General features: G+C 62.3%; 14 protein-coding genes. 9 read left to right on the top strand and 5 right to left on the bottom strand.

Annotated features, from left to right (window positions below):
* Nucleotides 1-728, bottom strand: a 728-nt coding sequence (locus tag Q7T10_RS03815; protein ID WP_304746104.1) for a DEAD/DEAH box helicase family protein, incomplete at its 3' end; no start/stop codon positions are given.
* Nucleotides 729-933: 205 nt separating this feature from the next.
* On the opposite strand from Q7T10_RS03815, the gene Q7T10_RS03810 reads away from it, so the two are divergent.
* Together Q7T10_RS03810 and Q7T10_RS03805 are read left to right on the top strand one after the other, a co-directional pair.
* Nucleotides 934-1860, top strand: a complete 927-nt coding sequence (locus Q7T10_RS03810) for a histone deacetylase family protein (protein ID WP_304746102.1) — start codon at nt 934-936, stop codon at nt 1858-1860.
* Between the two features lie 36 nt (nt 1861-1896).
* Entirely contained in the window at nt 1897-4593 is a 2697-nt protein-coding gene (locus tag Q7T10_RS03805; RefSeq protein WP_304746100.1) for a bifunctional acetate--CoA ligase family protein/GNAT family N-acetyltransferase, read from the top strand.
* Between the two features lie 122 nt (nt 4594-4715).
* Here the strand turns inward: Q7T10_RS03805 and Q7T10_RS03800 are convergent, their stop codons facing one another.
* Nucleotides 4716-5882, bottom strand: coding sequence for a mandelate racemase/muconate lactonizing enzyme family protein (locus tag Q7T10_RS03800; RefSeq protein ID WP_304746098.1), 1167 nt, complete (start codon nt 5880-5882; stop codon nt 4716-4718).
* A gap of 100 nt (nt 5883-5982) precedes the next feature.
* Here Q7T10_RS03800 and Q7T10_RS03795 point away from each other — a divergent pair, with 100 nt between their 5' ends.
* Nucleotides 5983-6903: a LysR family transcriptional regulator gene (locus Q7T10_RS03795; RefSeq protein ID WP_304746096.1), complete on the top strand. Its 921-nt coding sequence runs from the start codon at nt 5983-5985 to the stop codon at nt 6901-6903.
* A 97-nt stretch (nt 6904-7000) separates the two neighbouring features.
* Here the strand turns inward: Q7T10_RS03795 and Q7T10_RS03790 are convergent, their stop codons facing one another.
* Nucleotides 7001-7852: a class III extradiol dioxygenase family protein gene (locus Q7T10_RS03790; RefSeq protein WP_304746094.1), complete on the bottom strand. Its 852-nt coding sequence runs from the start codon at nt 7850-7852 to the stop codon at nt 7001-7003.
* A gap of 43 nt (nt 7853-7895) precedes the next feature.
* Complete coding sequence (locus Q7T10_RS03785) at nt 7896-8258, bottom strand: protocatechuate 4,5-dioxygenase subunit alpha (protein ID WP_304746092.1); 363 nt, start codon at nt 8256-8258, stop codon at nt 7896-7898.
* A gap of 87 nt (nt 8259-8345) precedes the next feature.
* Between Q7T10_RS03785 and Q7T10_RS03780 the strand changes: the two genes are divergently transcribed.
* Together Q7T10_RS03780 and Q7T10_RS03775 are read left to right on the top strand one after the other, a co-directional pair.
* Nucleotides 8346-9284, top strand: coding sequence for a LysR family transcriptional regulator (locus tag Q7T10_RS03780; protein WP_370653721.1), 939 nt, complete (start codon nt 8346-8348; stop codon nt 9282-9284).
* Nucleotides 9285-9368: 84 nt separating this feature from the next.
* Nucleotides 9369-9875 (top strand): hemerythrin domain-containing protein, encoded by a 507-nt coding sequence (locus Q7T10_RS03775; RefSeq protein WP_304746088.1) that lies wholly within the window; start codon nt 9369-9371, stop codon nt 9873-9875.
* An 85-nt stretch (nt 9876-9960) separates the two neighbouring features.
* On the opposite strand, the gene Q7T10_RS03770 is transcribed toward Q7T10_RS03775, so the two are convergent.
* Nucleotides 9961-10962, bottom strand: coding sequence for an AraC family transcriptional regulator (locus tag Q7T10_RS03770; RefSeq protein ID WP_304746086.1), 1002 nt, complete (start codon nt 10960-10962; stop codon nt 9961-9963).
* A 109-nt stretch (nt 10963-11071) separates the two neighbouring features.
* Between Q7T10_RS03770 and Q7T10_RS03765 the strand changes: the two genes are divergently transcribed.
* The 4 genes from Q7T10_RS03765 to Q7T10_RS03750 are packed head-to-tail and all read left to right on the top strand — an operon-like array spanning nt 11072 to nt 14477.
* Entirely contained in the window at nt 11072-11485 is a 414-nt protein-coding gene (locus Q7T10_RS03765; RefSeq protein WP_304746084.1) for a carboxymuconolactone decarboxylase family protein, read from the top strand.
* A gap of 53 nt (nt 11486-11538) precedes the next feature.
* On the top strand, nt 11539-12594 hold the full coding sequence (locus tag Q7T10_RS03760) for a 3-keto-5-aminohexanoate cleavage protein (protein WP_304746082.1): 1056 nt from the start codon (nt 11539-11541) through the stop codon (nt 12592-12594).
* A 54-nt stretch (nt 12595-12648) separates the two neighbouring features.
* Nucleotides 12649-13641: a tripartite tricarboxylate transporter substrate binding protein gene (locus Q7T10_RS03755; protein WP_304746079.1), complete on the top strand. Its 993-nt coding sequence runs from the start codon at nt 12649-12651 to the stop codon at nt 13639-13641.
* Complete coding sequence (locus tag Q7T10_RS03750; protein WP_304746077.1) at nt 13638-14477, top strand: SDR family NAD(P)-dependent oxidoreductase; 840 nt, start codon at nt 13638-13640, stop codon at nt 14475-14477. Before Q7T10_RS03755 ends, Q7T10_RS03750 begins: the two co-directional genes overlap by 4 nt.
* Nucleotides 14478-14486: the final 9 nt, after the last annotated feature.

The raw sequence follows: 14486 nt of genomic DNA, 5'->3' as shown, positions 1-14486 counted from the left end.
TTGGCGCCGGCGAACTTGATCAGGCGGTAGATGAAGCTGATGCTGGTAAAGGTCTTGCCGCTGCCGGTGGCCATCTGGACCAAGGCACGGGGCTTGTTGGCTTTGAGGGAGGCTTCGACGTTGCGGACGGCGATTTTCTGGGCGGGCCACAGGCCGTCTTCTATCAGCGGCGGCATGGCTTGCAGGCGGCCAAGGAATGTGGGAGCGGTAGATGTGGCGGTGGCAAAACCGGCGTTAGCGTCGTTGGCAGTAGCTGGGGTGGCAGTCCCGGTATGCACAGCGGCGGAAGATTCCCAGCCTTTGGCGGGCAGGTCTTTCAAAAACACGGCTAAAGTCTCGGGGCGATGAAACGCAAACACGGCTCTGGCGCGGGGCTGCGGGTCCAGCCCCTGGGTGAAGTGGGTCTCAATGCCCGTGGATTCGTAACTGAAGGGCAAGGGTCTGCGCCAGGCGGGCAGTGTGGCGGGCAGGCCTTGCGCGTAGCGGGCGGACTGCACTTCCACACCCGTCAGGGTGGCACCTTCTTTTTTGGCCTCGATCACGCCAGCGGCTTTGCCGTCGATGTAGAGCAGGTAGTCGGCAAAGCCAAAACCGGGGTTGAGGGGGAATTCGCGCAGGGCCACGCCGCGCGACGCGTGGATGTTGGCATCTGCCATGTGGCAGACGTGCCAACCGGCCTGTGTGAGTAAGGCGTCAATGCTGACTCTGGCTTTTTGTTCTGGCGTCATGCCTCTCCCTTTGCCAGCCATTCTAGGGCCAGTGCGGTTAGTCACCGAACAGAAAGCGATTGCTTATCCAAAATTTAGTCGATTTATCTCCAGCGGCTGCGGCGGTTCTCCCTAAAACCCACCAACACTTGCGTCAGGTCAATATCCCGAAAGGTGAGCTGGTCAAAATAAGGGTTACTACTTATCTTGCCGAAGGAGTCTGCTCTTGCTGTCCGCCTTTATCACCCACCCCGATTGCGCGCGCCACGAGATGGGGCCGGATCACCCTGAATGCCCGGAACGGCTGGGGGCCATCAAGGACATGCTGCTCGTCAAGGGCTTGCTGGACTACATGCAGCCCGTTGAGGCGCCCATGGCGACCGAGGCGCAGCTGGGGCGGGCGCATGATCTGGACTATGTGTACGACATCATTGCGGCCTCGCCGGCCGAAGGCTACCACCGGGTCGACCCGGACACGTGCATGAATGCCTTCACCGTCATGGCCGCGATGCGCGCGGCGGGGGCGGTGGTGCAGGCGACGGATCTGGTGCTGACCGGCCAGGCACCGACCGCTTTTTGCAGCGTGCGGCCGCCGGGTCACCATGCGGAACGTGCGGCGGGCATGGGGTTCTGCTTTTTCAACAACGTGGCGGTCGGCATCAACCATGCGCTGGACGTGTACTGCTTGCAGCGGGTGGCGCTGATTGACTTTGACGTGCACCATGGCAATGGCAGCGAGGACATTTTTCGCGGTGACGAGCGGGTGCTGATGTGCTCTATTTTTGAGCAGGGGATTTACCCGTTCACCGGCGACAACGCGGTGGGCCCGAACATGGTCAATGTCGGTCTGCCCAGCCGCTCGGGCAGCAACCAATTCCGCGAAGCCGTGACCAAGCACTGGCTGCCCCGGCTGGAGGCGTTCAAGCCACAATTGATCTACATCTCGGCGGGTTTTGACGGCCACCGGGAGGACGACATGGGCAACCTGGGTCTGCTCGAGGCCGACTACGCCTGGGTCACCCAGCAACTCATGGCGGTGGCCAAGCGCCACTGTCAGGGCCACATCATTTCCTGCCTGGAAGGCGGCTATGACCTGAGCTCGCTGGCCCGCAGCGTGGCCGCGCATGTCAAGGTGCTGATTGGCGCAGACTAAGCACTGTTTAAATACCTGAATAACAACAAGAAAACCATGGACAAACACTACCTTACCCCTCTTTTCTCGCCCGAATCCATCGTGGTCTTTGCTGGCAAGATGGACGAGCCCGAGGCGCAAACCGCCCAAGCTCAGGCGCTCATCACCGCCTTGAAGGGGCAGCCCTTCACCGGCACGCTGACGTTTATGGACACCCACACCACCGGCACGCTGGCGGACCTGGCCCAAACGCGGGCCGACCTGGCCATCATCGCGCTGCCGCCCGAGGAGGTCGCCGCCGCGCTGGAAGTGGCCGGCCGCATCAAGTGCCGCGCAGCCACGGTGATCTCCAGCGGCATCAACGCCGCACTGGCAGCCGAACTGCACCGCGTGGCGCGGCGTCAGGGCATCCATCTGCTGGGACCCAACTGTCTCGGGTTTCAGCGTCCCCGCAGCGGACTCAACGCCAGCGTGGCGGGAGACTTGGCCGCGGCGGGGCCGCTGGCACTGGTGTCGCAGTCGGGGGCGCTGACGGCATCGATTCTGGACTGGGCGAGCCAGAACGCGGTCGGTTTTTCCACCGTGGTGTCGCTGGGCCCCAACACCGCCGTGGATGTGGCGCAGGTGCTGGACTTTCTGGCCTCCGACCCGCAAACCCACAGCATTGTGGTGTATTTAGAAGGCATTTCCAACGCGCGCCGCTTCATGAGCGCGCTGCGGGCGGCGGCCAACGCCAAGCCGGTGGTCGTGCTCAAAGCGGGCCGCAAACCGGCCGGCAACAAGGCCGCCCAAACCCATTCGGGTGCGATTGTGGGCAGCGACGACGTGTTTGACGCCGCCCTGCGCCGCGCCGGCGCGGTGCGGGTGCGCTCGTTTGTGCAGCTGTTTTCCGCCGCCAAATGCCTGGCCTCGCGCTACCGGCCGGTGGGCAAGCGGCTGTGCATCGTCACCAATGGCGGCGGCCCCGGCGTGCTGGCAGCCGACTGGATCAGCGAGATCAAGCTGCAACTCGGCACGCTGTCACCCGCGAACGCGGCCAAACTCAAACCCGCCCTGCCGCCGCTGGCCTCGCTGTGCGATTTGATCGATTTGTCCGAAGAAGCCAAGCCCGAGCATTACCGGGCTGCGATCGAGGCAGCCAGCACCGAGGCCGACATCGACGGTGTGCTGGTGATCCACTCACCCAAAGCCGGCTGCGATGCGGCAGCCGTGGCCAAAGCGCTGTCCGACTACAAACCCAACATGAGCAAGCCGCTCTTGACCTGCTGGATGGGCGAAGCCTCGGTGCGCGAGGCGCGCGTGCTGCTAAATGCCGCGGCCATTCCCACCTTCCGCACGCCGGAGGCGGCGGTCGGCGCTTTTGGCAACATCGCCTCGTTCTACCAAAACCAGCAGCTGCTGCAGCAAACGCCGCCGCCCCTGTCTGCGCTGGCCAAGCCCGACATTGAAGGTGCACGCCTCTTGATTGAAAGCGTGCTGGCCGAGCGCCGCAACATCCTGACCGAGATGGAGTCGAAAGCGCTGCTGGCGGCCTTCCACATCCCCGTCACGCAGACCATCCTGGCCCGCAGCGCCAATGAGGCGATGATGATCGCCACCCAGCTGGGCTACCCGGTGGCGCTGAAGATCGACTCGCCCGACATCAGCCACAAGTCCGACGTCAACGGCGTGGCGCTCAACATCATGAACGCCGTCGGCGTGCGCGACACCTACAACGACATGATGCAGTCGGTCACGCGCCAGCAGCCCAACGCCCACATCAACGGCGTGACGGTGCAGAACATGGCACGCCACAAGCGCGGCCGCGAGATCTACATCGGCCTGGTGACCGACGACCCGTTCGGCCCCGTCATCGCCTTCGGCGCGGGCGGCACCATGATCGAACTGATCGACGACCGCGCCATGGAGCTGCCGCCGCTGAACCAGTTTCTGGCCCGCCGCCTGATCGACCGCGCCCGCGTGGCCGAAACCCTGGGCGACTGGCGCGGTGCCAGTGCCGTGGACATGGAGGCGCTGGAGCATGTGCTGCTGCGCGTCTCGGAAATGGTGTGCGAGCTGCCGCAGCTACGCGAGATGGACATCAACCCCATCATCGTGGACGAATCCGGCGCGGTGGCGGTCGACGCCCGCATCGTGATCGACAACGCCCCGCAGGCCAGCACCGGCGGCGGCCGCTACAACCACCTGGCCATCCTGCCCTACCCCGCGCAGTACGAACAAACCTGGCCGCTGCGCGGCGGCGGCATGTACACGGTGCGGCCGATCCACCCGGACGATGCCCAGATGCTGCAGGACCTGGTGCGCAGCCTGTCGACGCAAAGCCGGTATTACCGCTTTGTGTCGTCCATGATGGAGCTGCCGCCGTCCCTGCTGTCGCGCTTCACCCTGATCGACTATGACCGCGAAATGGCGCTGGTGGCGGTCTACAAAGAGCGCAAACCGGGCGCAGGAAGCGAAAAGGGCGAGATGGTCGAGTCCGAACGCATCGTCGGCGTCTCCCGCTACATCACCAACCCGGACCGGGCGAGTTGCGAGTTCTCCCTGGTCGTCGCCGACGACTTTGGCGGCCGTGGCCTCGGCTCGCGGCTCATGCTCAGCATCATGGAAGTGGCGCGGGAGAAGGGGCTGGATGAGATTGACGGCTTGGTTTTGGCGAACAATCCGGGGATGCTGAAGTTGATGAAGGGGCTTGGGTTTACCGTGAAGCCGTATGCCGAGGACCCGGATTTCAAGCTGGTATCGTTTTTGTTGTGATATTGGGTTTTTGTGCCGGTTTAGGGGTAATTTTGACCTCTAGCCGGCGTGTTTATTGCATGATGCGCTACGTAATCAATAGCGCTTTACGCTATTGATTACAAGATCGACGTTGCAGCCAATCAGCTGGCGAGCAGCCTCATCTCCGCATACAGATCCGCCTTGCCTTCAAACCCGATACCCGGCAGGGCCGGCAGGGTGACATAGCCGTTCTGCACCTTGACGCCGTCCGGGAAGCCACCATAGGGCTGAAACAGGTCGGGGTAGGACTCGTTGCCGCCCAGCCCCAGACCGGCCGCAATGGCCAGCGACATCTGGTGGCCGCCGTGCGGGATGCAGCGGCTGGGAGACCAGCCGTGCTCTTTGAGCATGTCCAGCGTGCGCAGGTATTCCACCAGGCCGTAGCTCAGGGCGCAGTCGAACTGCAGCCAGTCCCGGTCGGGGCGCATGCCGCCATGGCGGATCAGGTTGCGCGCATCCTGCATCGAGAACAGGTTCTCCCCGGTGGCCAGGCTGCCCTGGTAGACCTCGCCCAGTTTGGCCTGCAGCTCGTAGTCCAGCGGGTCGCCGGCCTCCTCGTACCAGAACAGCGGGTAGGCGGACATGGCCTTGCCGTAGTCAATAGCCGTCTTCAAATCGAAGCGGCCATTGGCATCGACCGCGAGTTGCTGCCCGGGTTGCAGCAGCTTGAGCACCGCCTCGATGCGTTCCATGTCATCCGCCATCGAAGCGCCGCCGATCTTCATCTTGACGACCGAGTAGCCGCGTTCCAGATAACTGCTCATCTCGCGGCGCAGGCCGTCCAGCCCTTTGCCGGGGTGGTAGTAGCCGCCGGCGGCATAAACGAACACGCGCGGGTTGGCTGTGCCATTGCCGTAGCGCTGCGCCAGCAATTCATAGAGCGGTTTTTGTTCGATCTTGGCGACCGCGTCCCACACCGCCATGTCGATGGTGCCCACGGCCACCGAGCGCTCGCCATGGCCGCCTGGTTTTTCGTTGGACATCATGCAGCTCCACACCTTGTGCGGGTCGATATTGTCGCCGGCTTCATTGAGCAGCGTGGCGGCAGCCGCCTCCAGCACGCGGGGGCGGAAACGTTCGCGGATCAGGCTGCCCTGGCCGTAGCGGCCGTTGGAGTTGAAGCCATAGCCGATGACGGGTTTGCCGTCGCGGATGACGTCGGTGACCACCGCCACCAGGCTGAGCGTCATTTTGGAGAAGTCGATGTAGGCGTTGCGGATGTCCGACTTGATGGGGCGGGTCGATTCGATGATGTCAACAATTTTCATGGGTAATATTCCTTAACGTCGATAATTAGCGGTTGATAAGGCATGATCCCCCACCCCGCCCGACCCGTCCAATACTCGAAACGCATAGAACTATTCAAACATGGGCCCTGGTAACCGACCGCTTGACCTGGCATGGCTGGAAGACTTTTTGGCGCTGGCCGACAGCGGCAACTTCTCCCGCGCCGCGCAGGCGCGCGCCATCGCCCAGCCCGCCTTCAGCCGGCACATCAAGTCGCTGGAAGAATGGGTCGGCGTGGATCTGTTCAACCGCAGCGTCCAACCGGTGACACTGACCGAGGCTGGCAAGCGTTTTCACCCCTCAGTGGACGAGCTGCTGCAACGCCTGGAGACCTCGCGTCTCAAGGCCAGGGCGGCGCATGAGCAGGAAGCGATGAGCCTGCGGTTTGCAGCAACCCATGTTCTGTCCCTGAGCTTTTTTCCCAGCTGGCTCAGCGGCATTGAGGCGCAGTTGCGGCTGGGTCCCATCCAGATCATCTCGGACAACCTGGTCGCCTGTGAAGAACTGATGCTGCAGCGGCGCATCCAGTTTTTGCTGTGCCACGGTCACTCGTCCGTGGCCAGCCGTCTGGACGACGTGCAGTTCACCTTCACCCGCGTCAGCCATGACGTGCTGCTGCCCGTGACCGCCCCCTTGGCCGACGGGCAAGCCCAGCATTGGATAGACGACGCCCCGCAAAAACCGGTGCCTGTGCTGGCCTACGGCCAGGACTCCGGCCTGGGCCGCATCATGCGCGCCCTGATGCCCTCGGCCCTGGAAGAAGCGCCCTTCACCACCGTGTTTACGGCGCATCACGCGGTCTTGCTCAAGACCATGGCCAAGGAGGGACGAGGCATTGCCTGGCTGCCGCAAAGCCTGATCAAGGACGACCTGCGTTCAGGCACCCTCGTCGCCGCGGGTAGCCTGCGCTGGCATATTCCGGTGGATATTCGTCTGTACCGCCCACGCGCTGCGTTGTCTGCGCCGGCGGAGGCCTTGTGGCAGGTCGCCGACAGCACGTAAAAAAACCAGTCCTCCGCAAGGAAAACTGGTTTTTACCCCTCAAATATGCCTCTAGCCGGCGTATTTATTGTCTAACCAGCTACATATTTAATAGCAATCAGGCGATCTTCTCCAACGCCAGCAAACCCGTAGCGGTGTTGGAAATAGGTATGTGGTAGTTGCTGTGCACCTTGCGCACCCCCGCGCCCGCGCCGGTTGTGAGCGCCGCCCGCATCGCCAGCCACATCAGCAGCTCAACGCCCTGCGTCCCCGCTTTCTCGACCAGCTCATGGATGCTGAACTGCGTCGCCCACTCGGGGTTGGTCAGCAGGCTGTCCATGAACTGCAGGTCAAATTCCTTGTTGATGTGCCCAGCCCGCTCGCCGTCGAGCTGGTGGCTCAGGCCGCCGGAGCCGATGACGGCGACGGTTTTGGTGCTGTCCCACGCGGCGATCGCCTCGCCGACCGCCTTGCCCATGGCGTAGACGCGGCTGGCTTTGGGCAGGGGAAACTGCACGGTGTTGATGCAGATGGGCACGACGGTGACGGGGCAATCGCCTTCGGGCCAGAGCAGTTTGAGCGGCAGGGTGCAGGCGTGGTCGACCAGCATTTCCTGGCAGGTGACGACGTCGAACTCTTTTTCGACCAGCGTGTTGATGATCTGCCAGGACAAATCGACCTCGCCTTTGAACGGCGGCAAGGTGGGGATGCCCCAGCCTTCGTCGGCGTTGTTGTACTGGGCGGCGGCACCGACAGCGAAGGTGGGCATTTTGTCGAGGAAGAAGTTCAGGCCGTGGTCGTTGTAGAAGATCACGACGACGTCGGGTTTGGCTTTGCCCAGCCACTCACGCACGGGCGGGAAGCCGTCAAAAAAGGGTTTCCAGTACGGCTCTTGCTGCATGCCTTTGTGGATGGCGCCGCCGATGGCGGGGATGTGCGAGGTGCCGATGCAGCCGATGAGTTTGGCCATGGATGTTCTCCTGAATTTATGAAATGTTGTTGATTTACTTGGCTTATTTTCCAGCCGCGACCAGCTTGGCGCGGAATGCTTCTTTGGTCACACCGGTTTGCTGGGCGCCGATGTCCTGCATATCCAGGCCAAAAATGCCGGCAAACTTGGCCAGGTAGTAGGCGTTGCCACCGGCGGCGATGAGCTGCAGCACGTTTTTGGCGCGGATGGCGGCGGCTTGCGGCTCGGTCAGGCTGTACTTGCGCATGTAGGCTTCCTCGTCCTTCAGGAACTCGGCGCGGTTCTCGGCGGTGTTGAAGGAAAAGCACATTTTGTTGAGCGCGTAGCCTTTTTTGGCCTGCTCGCCGTCAAAGGGCGTGGTGCCCGGTATGGCTGGAAGTGGGGGCAATTTGTCGCTGGAAGCCATGATGTATCTCCTGAATTTGACAATGTTTGCGTTAGGTCAAGCCGAAGTATCCCGCGTCCATTGCCAAAGATAAAGACATGAATCATGATGGAATACATGAGCAAATTCGATTATTTGGACTTGGATGGCCGCCTGCTGCAACTGCTGCTGGCCGTCGTGGAAGCGGGCTCGGTGACGGGCGCGGCGCAGCGGCTGGGGGTGACGCAATCCGCGGTGAGCCACCTGCTGGACAAGCTGCGCGGCATCACCGGCGACCCGCTGTTTGTCAAATCCGGGCGCGGCATTGTGGCGACCCAGCGGGCTGAGGAACTGGCGGTGCAGGCGCGGGAGCTGCTGGCGAGCATGGAACGGTTTGCGCGATGGGGAGGAGCTGGCGACTTTGAGCCGGCGCGCTGGCAGACCACCTTCACCATCGCCGCCAATGATTTCCAGCGCGATGTGCTGCTGCCGCCGCTGATGGCAAGGCTCCGTGCCCACGCGCCGGGCGTGGTGCTGCGGGTGATTCCGTCCGATATTCCGAGTCTGGAGATGCTGCGCAATGAGCATTGCCAGCTGGTCATCAGCCCGCGCCCGCCGGACGGGGCGGATATTCTGCAAAAACGCCTGTTTGAGGACAGCTACCGGGTGTTTTACGACCCCGAGCAGCGCGCAGCGCCGCAAACCAAGGCCGAGTATCTGGCCGCCGAACACATCACCGTGGTGTATGAGCCGCGCCGCGCGCTGGATTTGGACCAATGGCTGCTGACACGCGGGGTGCAGCGTAACTTCAGGGTGCTGGTGCCCGGTTTTGCGGGTCTGCCCTCGTTTATTCGCGGCAGCCAGTTGCTCGCGACCGCGCCGGGGCTGCTGCAAGCGCACCTGCTGCGCGGCCTGGCCAGCGCAGTTGTGCCGCTGCCCTGCCCCAGCATGCCGATGTACCTGATCTGGCACCTGCGCCACCAGCATGACCCGGCGCACCGCTGGCTGCGGGCCGAGCTGGAAGCCGTGGTGGCACCGGCATTGACCCAGACCGAGCCCCTTTCTTGACCTAGAACAAAGTCAAAACCAGCCCGGAAACTTATGCTTGCGCCCTCATTGGCGTATTTCTCAGCATTTTTTCAGGATTTTGATATGAAACAACTCGAATGGTCAGGCGCTTTGGCGCTGGATTTTCCGCTGATGGACGACACCCACCGCGAGTTTGTCGACTTGCTGGCCGAGGTGCACAACGCGCCGGACGACACGCTTTTGCGCCACTGGGCGGCCTTGATCGACCACACCGACGACCATTTTGGCAGGGAGGACGCGTGGATGCTCAGCACCCAGTTTGCCTCGGGCAACTGCCACTCCATGCAGCACAAGGTGGTGCTGCAGGTGATGCGCGAAGGGCTGCAGCACGGTCAAAACGGTGATTTGAAAATGATCCGCCTGATGGCAGGCGAGCTGGCGCTGTGGTTTCCGCAGCACGCGCAGGCGATGGATGCCTCGCTCGCGCTGCACATGCGCCGGGTGGACTTTGACCCGGTCACCGGCTTGGTGCGCAAACCCGAGGCGCTGTCCAAAGAGATGATCCACGGCTGCGGCGGGAGCTGCTCGGAGACTGAAAACCTAGCCGTAGAGGCTGCGGCGATTGCTTAAACCCGAAATAGGGGTCAAATATGGCTGTAACCGGCGTATTTATTTCTTTATTAGCTATTAAATACATAGCAATTTAGTTGCATCGCTACAACTGCAACGCCACCTGCCTTTTGGACGGTGTGGTTTTGAACTGCATGCTGTACCAGCGTGAAAATGCGCTCAAGCCTGAAAAGCCCAGCAGTTCCGCAATGTCGGCCAGTTTGCGGTTGGGGTGCGCCAGATAGCGCTCGGACAGATCCATCCGCGTGCTGTTGACGAGCTGGGTGAAGGTGGTGCCCTCTTTGCCCAGATGGCGGTGCAGGGTTCGGCGGTCCAGATTCAAATGCCGAGCCACTTGGGCGATATTGCAGCGGCCGGTCGGCAGCAGAATGAGCACCAGCTGCTGGACCTCATGCTCTGTGGCCTTGCTGTCGGGGCTGATGGACGCCTCGATTTGCCTGCGGGCGTAGCTGGCCATCACGGGGTCCGAGGAGGCGATGGGGGTGTCCAGGTCGCTGCTTTTGCAGATGATGCCGTCAAACTCGCAGCCAAACTCCAATGCGGCGCCGAACATCCGCCGGTGCAGGCCCAGGTCGACCGGGCTTTGGTGCACAAAGCACACGCGGCGCGGCGACCAGTCGCTGCCCAGGAAGATGCGCAGGATACGCATCAGCGCGCCCAGCGACAACTCCACCGATTGGCGCATGGCACCGCGCTCCCTGACCAGCAGGTCCTGGCGGATGGTGACCAGGCCACCGCTGTCTTCCATGTGCAGCAGCAGCGACTCGTTGTGCAGGCGCATGTGCTGGACGATGATGTCGAGCACGTGGCGCAGGGTGGGTGCCTCGCGTGCCACCATGCCCAACTGACCCAGGATGGACAGGCGACGCGTCTCGGCCATGCGCAGGCCAAAATTTTCAGCGCCCGAAAGTGCTGCAGAATCTTCCAGCAAGCGGCGCACGGCTGAGGTGGGAATCTTCATGTCGCGCTCGACCAGACAGCCCTGGCTCAGGCCCACCGACTTCACCATGGCATAGGGATCCAGACCCACGCTGCGGGCCACTTCGGTGTAGTTGCTCAGCACGGCGCTGCGGACAAGATCGGTCATAGGGGTTTCCACGAATGTGTCCCGAAATGGTAAATCGCTGTCCCGAAATGTCAAGCAGAACTTACCCGCCGCTCCTAGAATTCGCCCTATACACACCGCAGGAACCGCCATGAAAGCCGTTGATACCCCGACCCAAGCATCTGCAACGCCAGCAACGCCCATCAGCGACCAGCTGCGCAGCCAGGGCCAGTGGAACCCGAACTGGACCCCGTTTGCCGAGCTCGATGCCGACTGGACCGAAAAATTCATGGCCATGGCGATGAAGCCGATGCTGTCTGGCGTGCTCGATGCCAAAACGATCGAGTTCATCGCCATCGCGGTCGACGCCTCCTGCACCCACATGTACGCGCCCGGCGTGCGACGGCATATCCGCAAGGCGCTGGAACTCGGTGCCAGCAAAGAAGAGATCACCGCCGTGCTGCAGCTCACCAGCGTGCTGGGCATCCACACCATGAGCCTGGGTGCGCCGATTCTTCAGGAAGAGCTGGCTGCCGGCAAGGTGCGCGCGGGCGCAGCCGACTAGGTTTTTTTTAATCACACCACGTCATCATCTCAGCATAGAAAGCAAGGAACATCATGCAATTCTTCGACGACTCCCTGTTGCCCGAAAACCAGCAACCGCTGGTCATCCAGGTCGCCCCGTACGGCCCCCAGTTTCTGCCCAGCGACTCGGACGATATTCCGGTGACGATGGACCAGCAAATCCAGAAGGCGGTGGACTGCTACAACGCCGGTGCCACCGTGCTGCACGTGCATGTGCGCGAAGCCGACGGCAAGGGCAGCAAGCGCGTGTCCATGTTCAACGAGATGCTGTCCCGCCTGCGCGCAGCGGTGCCTGACATGCTGTTGCAAGTGGGTGGGTCCATCTCCTTCGCTCCTGAAGGCGAAGGCGCAGAAGCCAAATGGCTGAGCGACGACACCCGCCACATGCTGGCGGAACTGAATCCGAAGCCTGACCAGGTCACGATTGCCATCAACACCAACCAGATGAATGTGACCGAGCTGTTGACAGCCGATGACTGCGGCGACACCACCCTGGGTCAGCCCGCCTACTTTGCTGCCTACAAGGAGATGACCATCCCCGCCGGCCCCGCCTTTGTGGAAGAGCATCTCAAGCGCCTGCAGGCCAACGGCATCCAGCCGCATTTCATGCTGGGCGACGTGGGTCAGCTCGAAACCGTCGAGCGCTACATCCGCCGTGGTCACTACAGCGGCCCGGTGGTGCTGAACTGGGTGGCGATTGGCGGCGGCCAGGACGGCCCCAACCCGCGCAACATGATGGAATTCATCAACCGTTGCCCCGAAGGTGCGGTCTTGTCCATCGAAGCGCTGATGCGCAATGTGCTGCCGCTCAACACCATGGCCATCGCCATGGGCCTGCATGTGCGCTGCGGCATTGAGGACAACCTGTGGGGCAAAAAGGGCGAGTTGATAAGCTCGGTCAAGCAGATCGAACAGCTGGTGCGCATTTCCCGCGAGTTGCACCGTGAAGTGGCGACCGGTGCCCAGGCCAAAGCCATCTACCGCATTGGCGAGCACTACAACAGCACCGAAGAAACCCTCGCCAAGGTGGGCTATGCACCCAACCGCGTGACCGGGCAACGGGGCGTGCCCATGCGCCTGGCCGCCTGAAGCCATTGACATCTTTCATAACCATAAGCCAGCATTCATCATCAGGAGACAACCATGACTTTTTCACGCCGTCTTTCACGCCGTTTTTTCCAAACCGCATTGGTGGCCAGCGCCGCCGCTTTGGCTGCGGGTTACAGCATCGCCCAGACCTTCCCCGACAAACCCATGCGTATTGTGGTCGGCGCCCCTGCGGGCGGCACGGCCGACATCCTGGGTCGCGTCCTGGCTGAAGGACTGTCCGCCCAGCTGGGCCAGCCTGTGATCGTGGACAACAAGCCCGGTGCTGCCGGCATACTGGGCCTGCAGGAACTCTTGAAGTCACCCCGAGACGGTCACACGCTGATGATCGCCGTCAACGGTTTGGTCTCTGAAATCCCCCACGTGGTGAAAATGCCGGTGGATCCCCTCAAAGAGCTGCGCCCCTTGGCGGAACTGGGCCGAACTGGTTTGCTGATGGTGGGCTCTCCGCAATTGAGCGCCACGAATGTGAAGGAAGCCATCGCCTACATCAAAGCCAACCCGGGCAAGGTGAGCTATGCGTCGTACAGCACGGGCACGATGTCGCACACCATCGGGTTGGAGTTCAACAAGCTTGCCGGCACCGACATGCTGCATGTGGGCTACAAAGGCTCGCCACCGGCGTTGACCGATGTGGCCGGTGGCCATGTCGCCTTCATGTTCGACGGGCCAGCCACCTCCATCCCCATGATCAAAGGCGGAAAAATCAAGGTGTTTGCCACCACCGCCCCCACCCGCATGAAGGCCTTGCCCGATGTGCCCACCTTTGCGGAGCTGGGCTACAAGGATTTGACGGAGGTGGTGTGGATGGGGCTGTGGGTCACGCCAGACGTGCCCGCCGCCGCCCAAACCAAGCTGCGCGATGCGGTGATGAAGGTCTTGCAACTGCCCGCGACACGCGAGCGGTTTGCAGGTTTGGGGCTGGAGCCGGGGAGCAACGCCACGCCTGACGAACTCATCCGTGGCTTGCGCGTGGCCTTTGACCGTCAGGCAGCGCAACTCAAAGCCATCGGTTTCAAACCCGAATGAGCGCTGCGACCGCCAGCCCGGTCGCCGATAGAGTCGTCTTGGTCACCGGTGCCGCCGGGGGCTTGGGTCGCGCTATCGCCCTGGCATTTGCCGCCCAAGGAGCCCGCGTGGTGGCCTGCGATGTGAACACCCAGGGCCTGGCCGACCTGGCGGCGGAGTTAGACCGCCTTGGCACCAGTCACCTGTGCCTGCCCTGCGATGTGTCCGACAGCGCGGCAGTGACCGCCCTGTTTGCCAAGGCAAAAGCCACTTTTGGCACCGTGCACATTCTGGTGAACAACGCCGCGCTGGTGCCTGACCGTCCGCCGGACGATGTGCGGCGCAACAAACATTACGGCTACCTCACCACACCCCAGCCAAGGCAGTCGCTGGCATTCACCAGCCAGATGACTGATGCAGAGTGGCACCGTTACTGGCACGTCAACGTCCACGGCGTTTTTTACTGCACCCGCGAAGCCCTGCGCCTGATGGAGCCGCAGCGCGACGGCAAGATCATCAACATCGCCTCGGTGGCCGGCATCTCGGCCATGAGCGCCCACAGCCCGCACTACAGCGCTACCAAGGGTGCCGTCATCGCCTTCACCAAAGCGGTGGCTGCCGAAGTGGCGGGTGCGAATATTTTTGTCAACGCCATGGCACCCGGTGGCGTGCAAACGCCGACGTTTGAGGCCTTTTTGGCCAACGCCACCGAAGAGCAGCGCAACCGCCTGTGGCAAATGATTCCCCTGGGGCGTTTGGGCACCCTAGAGGAATACGCGTCCATGGTGCTGTACCTGGCGGGCCCGCATTACCTGGTGGGTCAGGTGATCAGCCCCAATGGCGGCGTGGTGATTTGATGGCCGAGC

The organism is Rhodoferax sp. (genome assembly GCF_030646845.1).
Taxonomy (GTDB): Bacteria; Pseudomonadota; Gammaproteobacteria; order Burkholderiales; family Burkholderiaceae_C; genus Rhodoferax.
The sequence above is the reverse complement of the archived record's forward strand: the minus strand, read 5'-3'. Positions and strand labels throughout refer to the sequence as shown.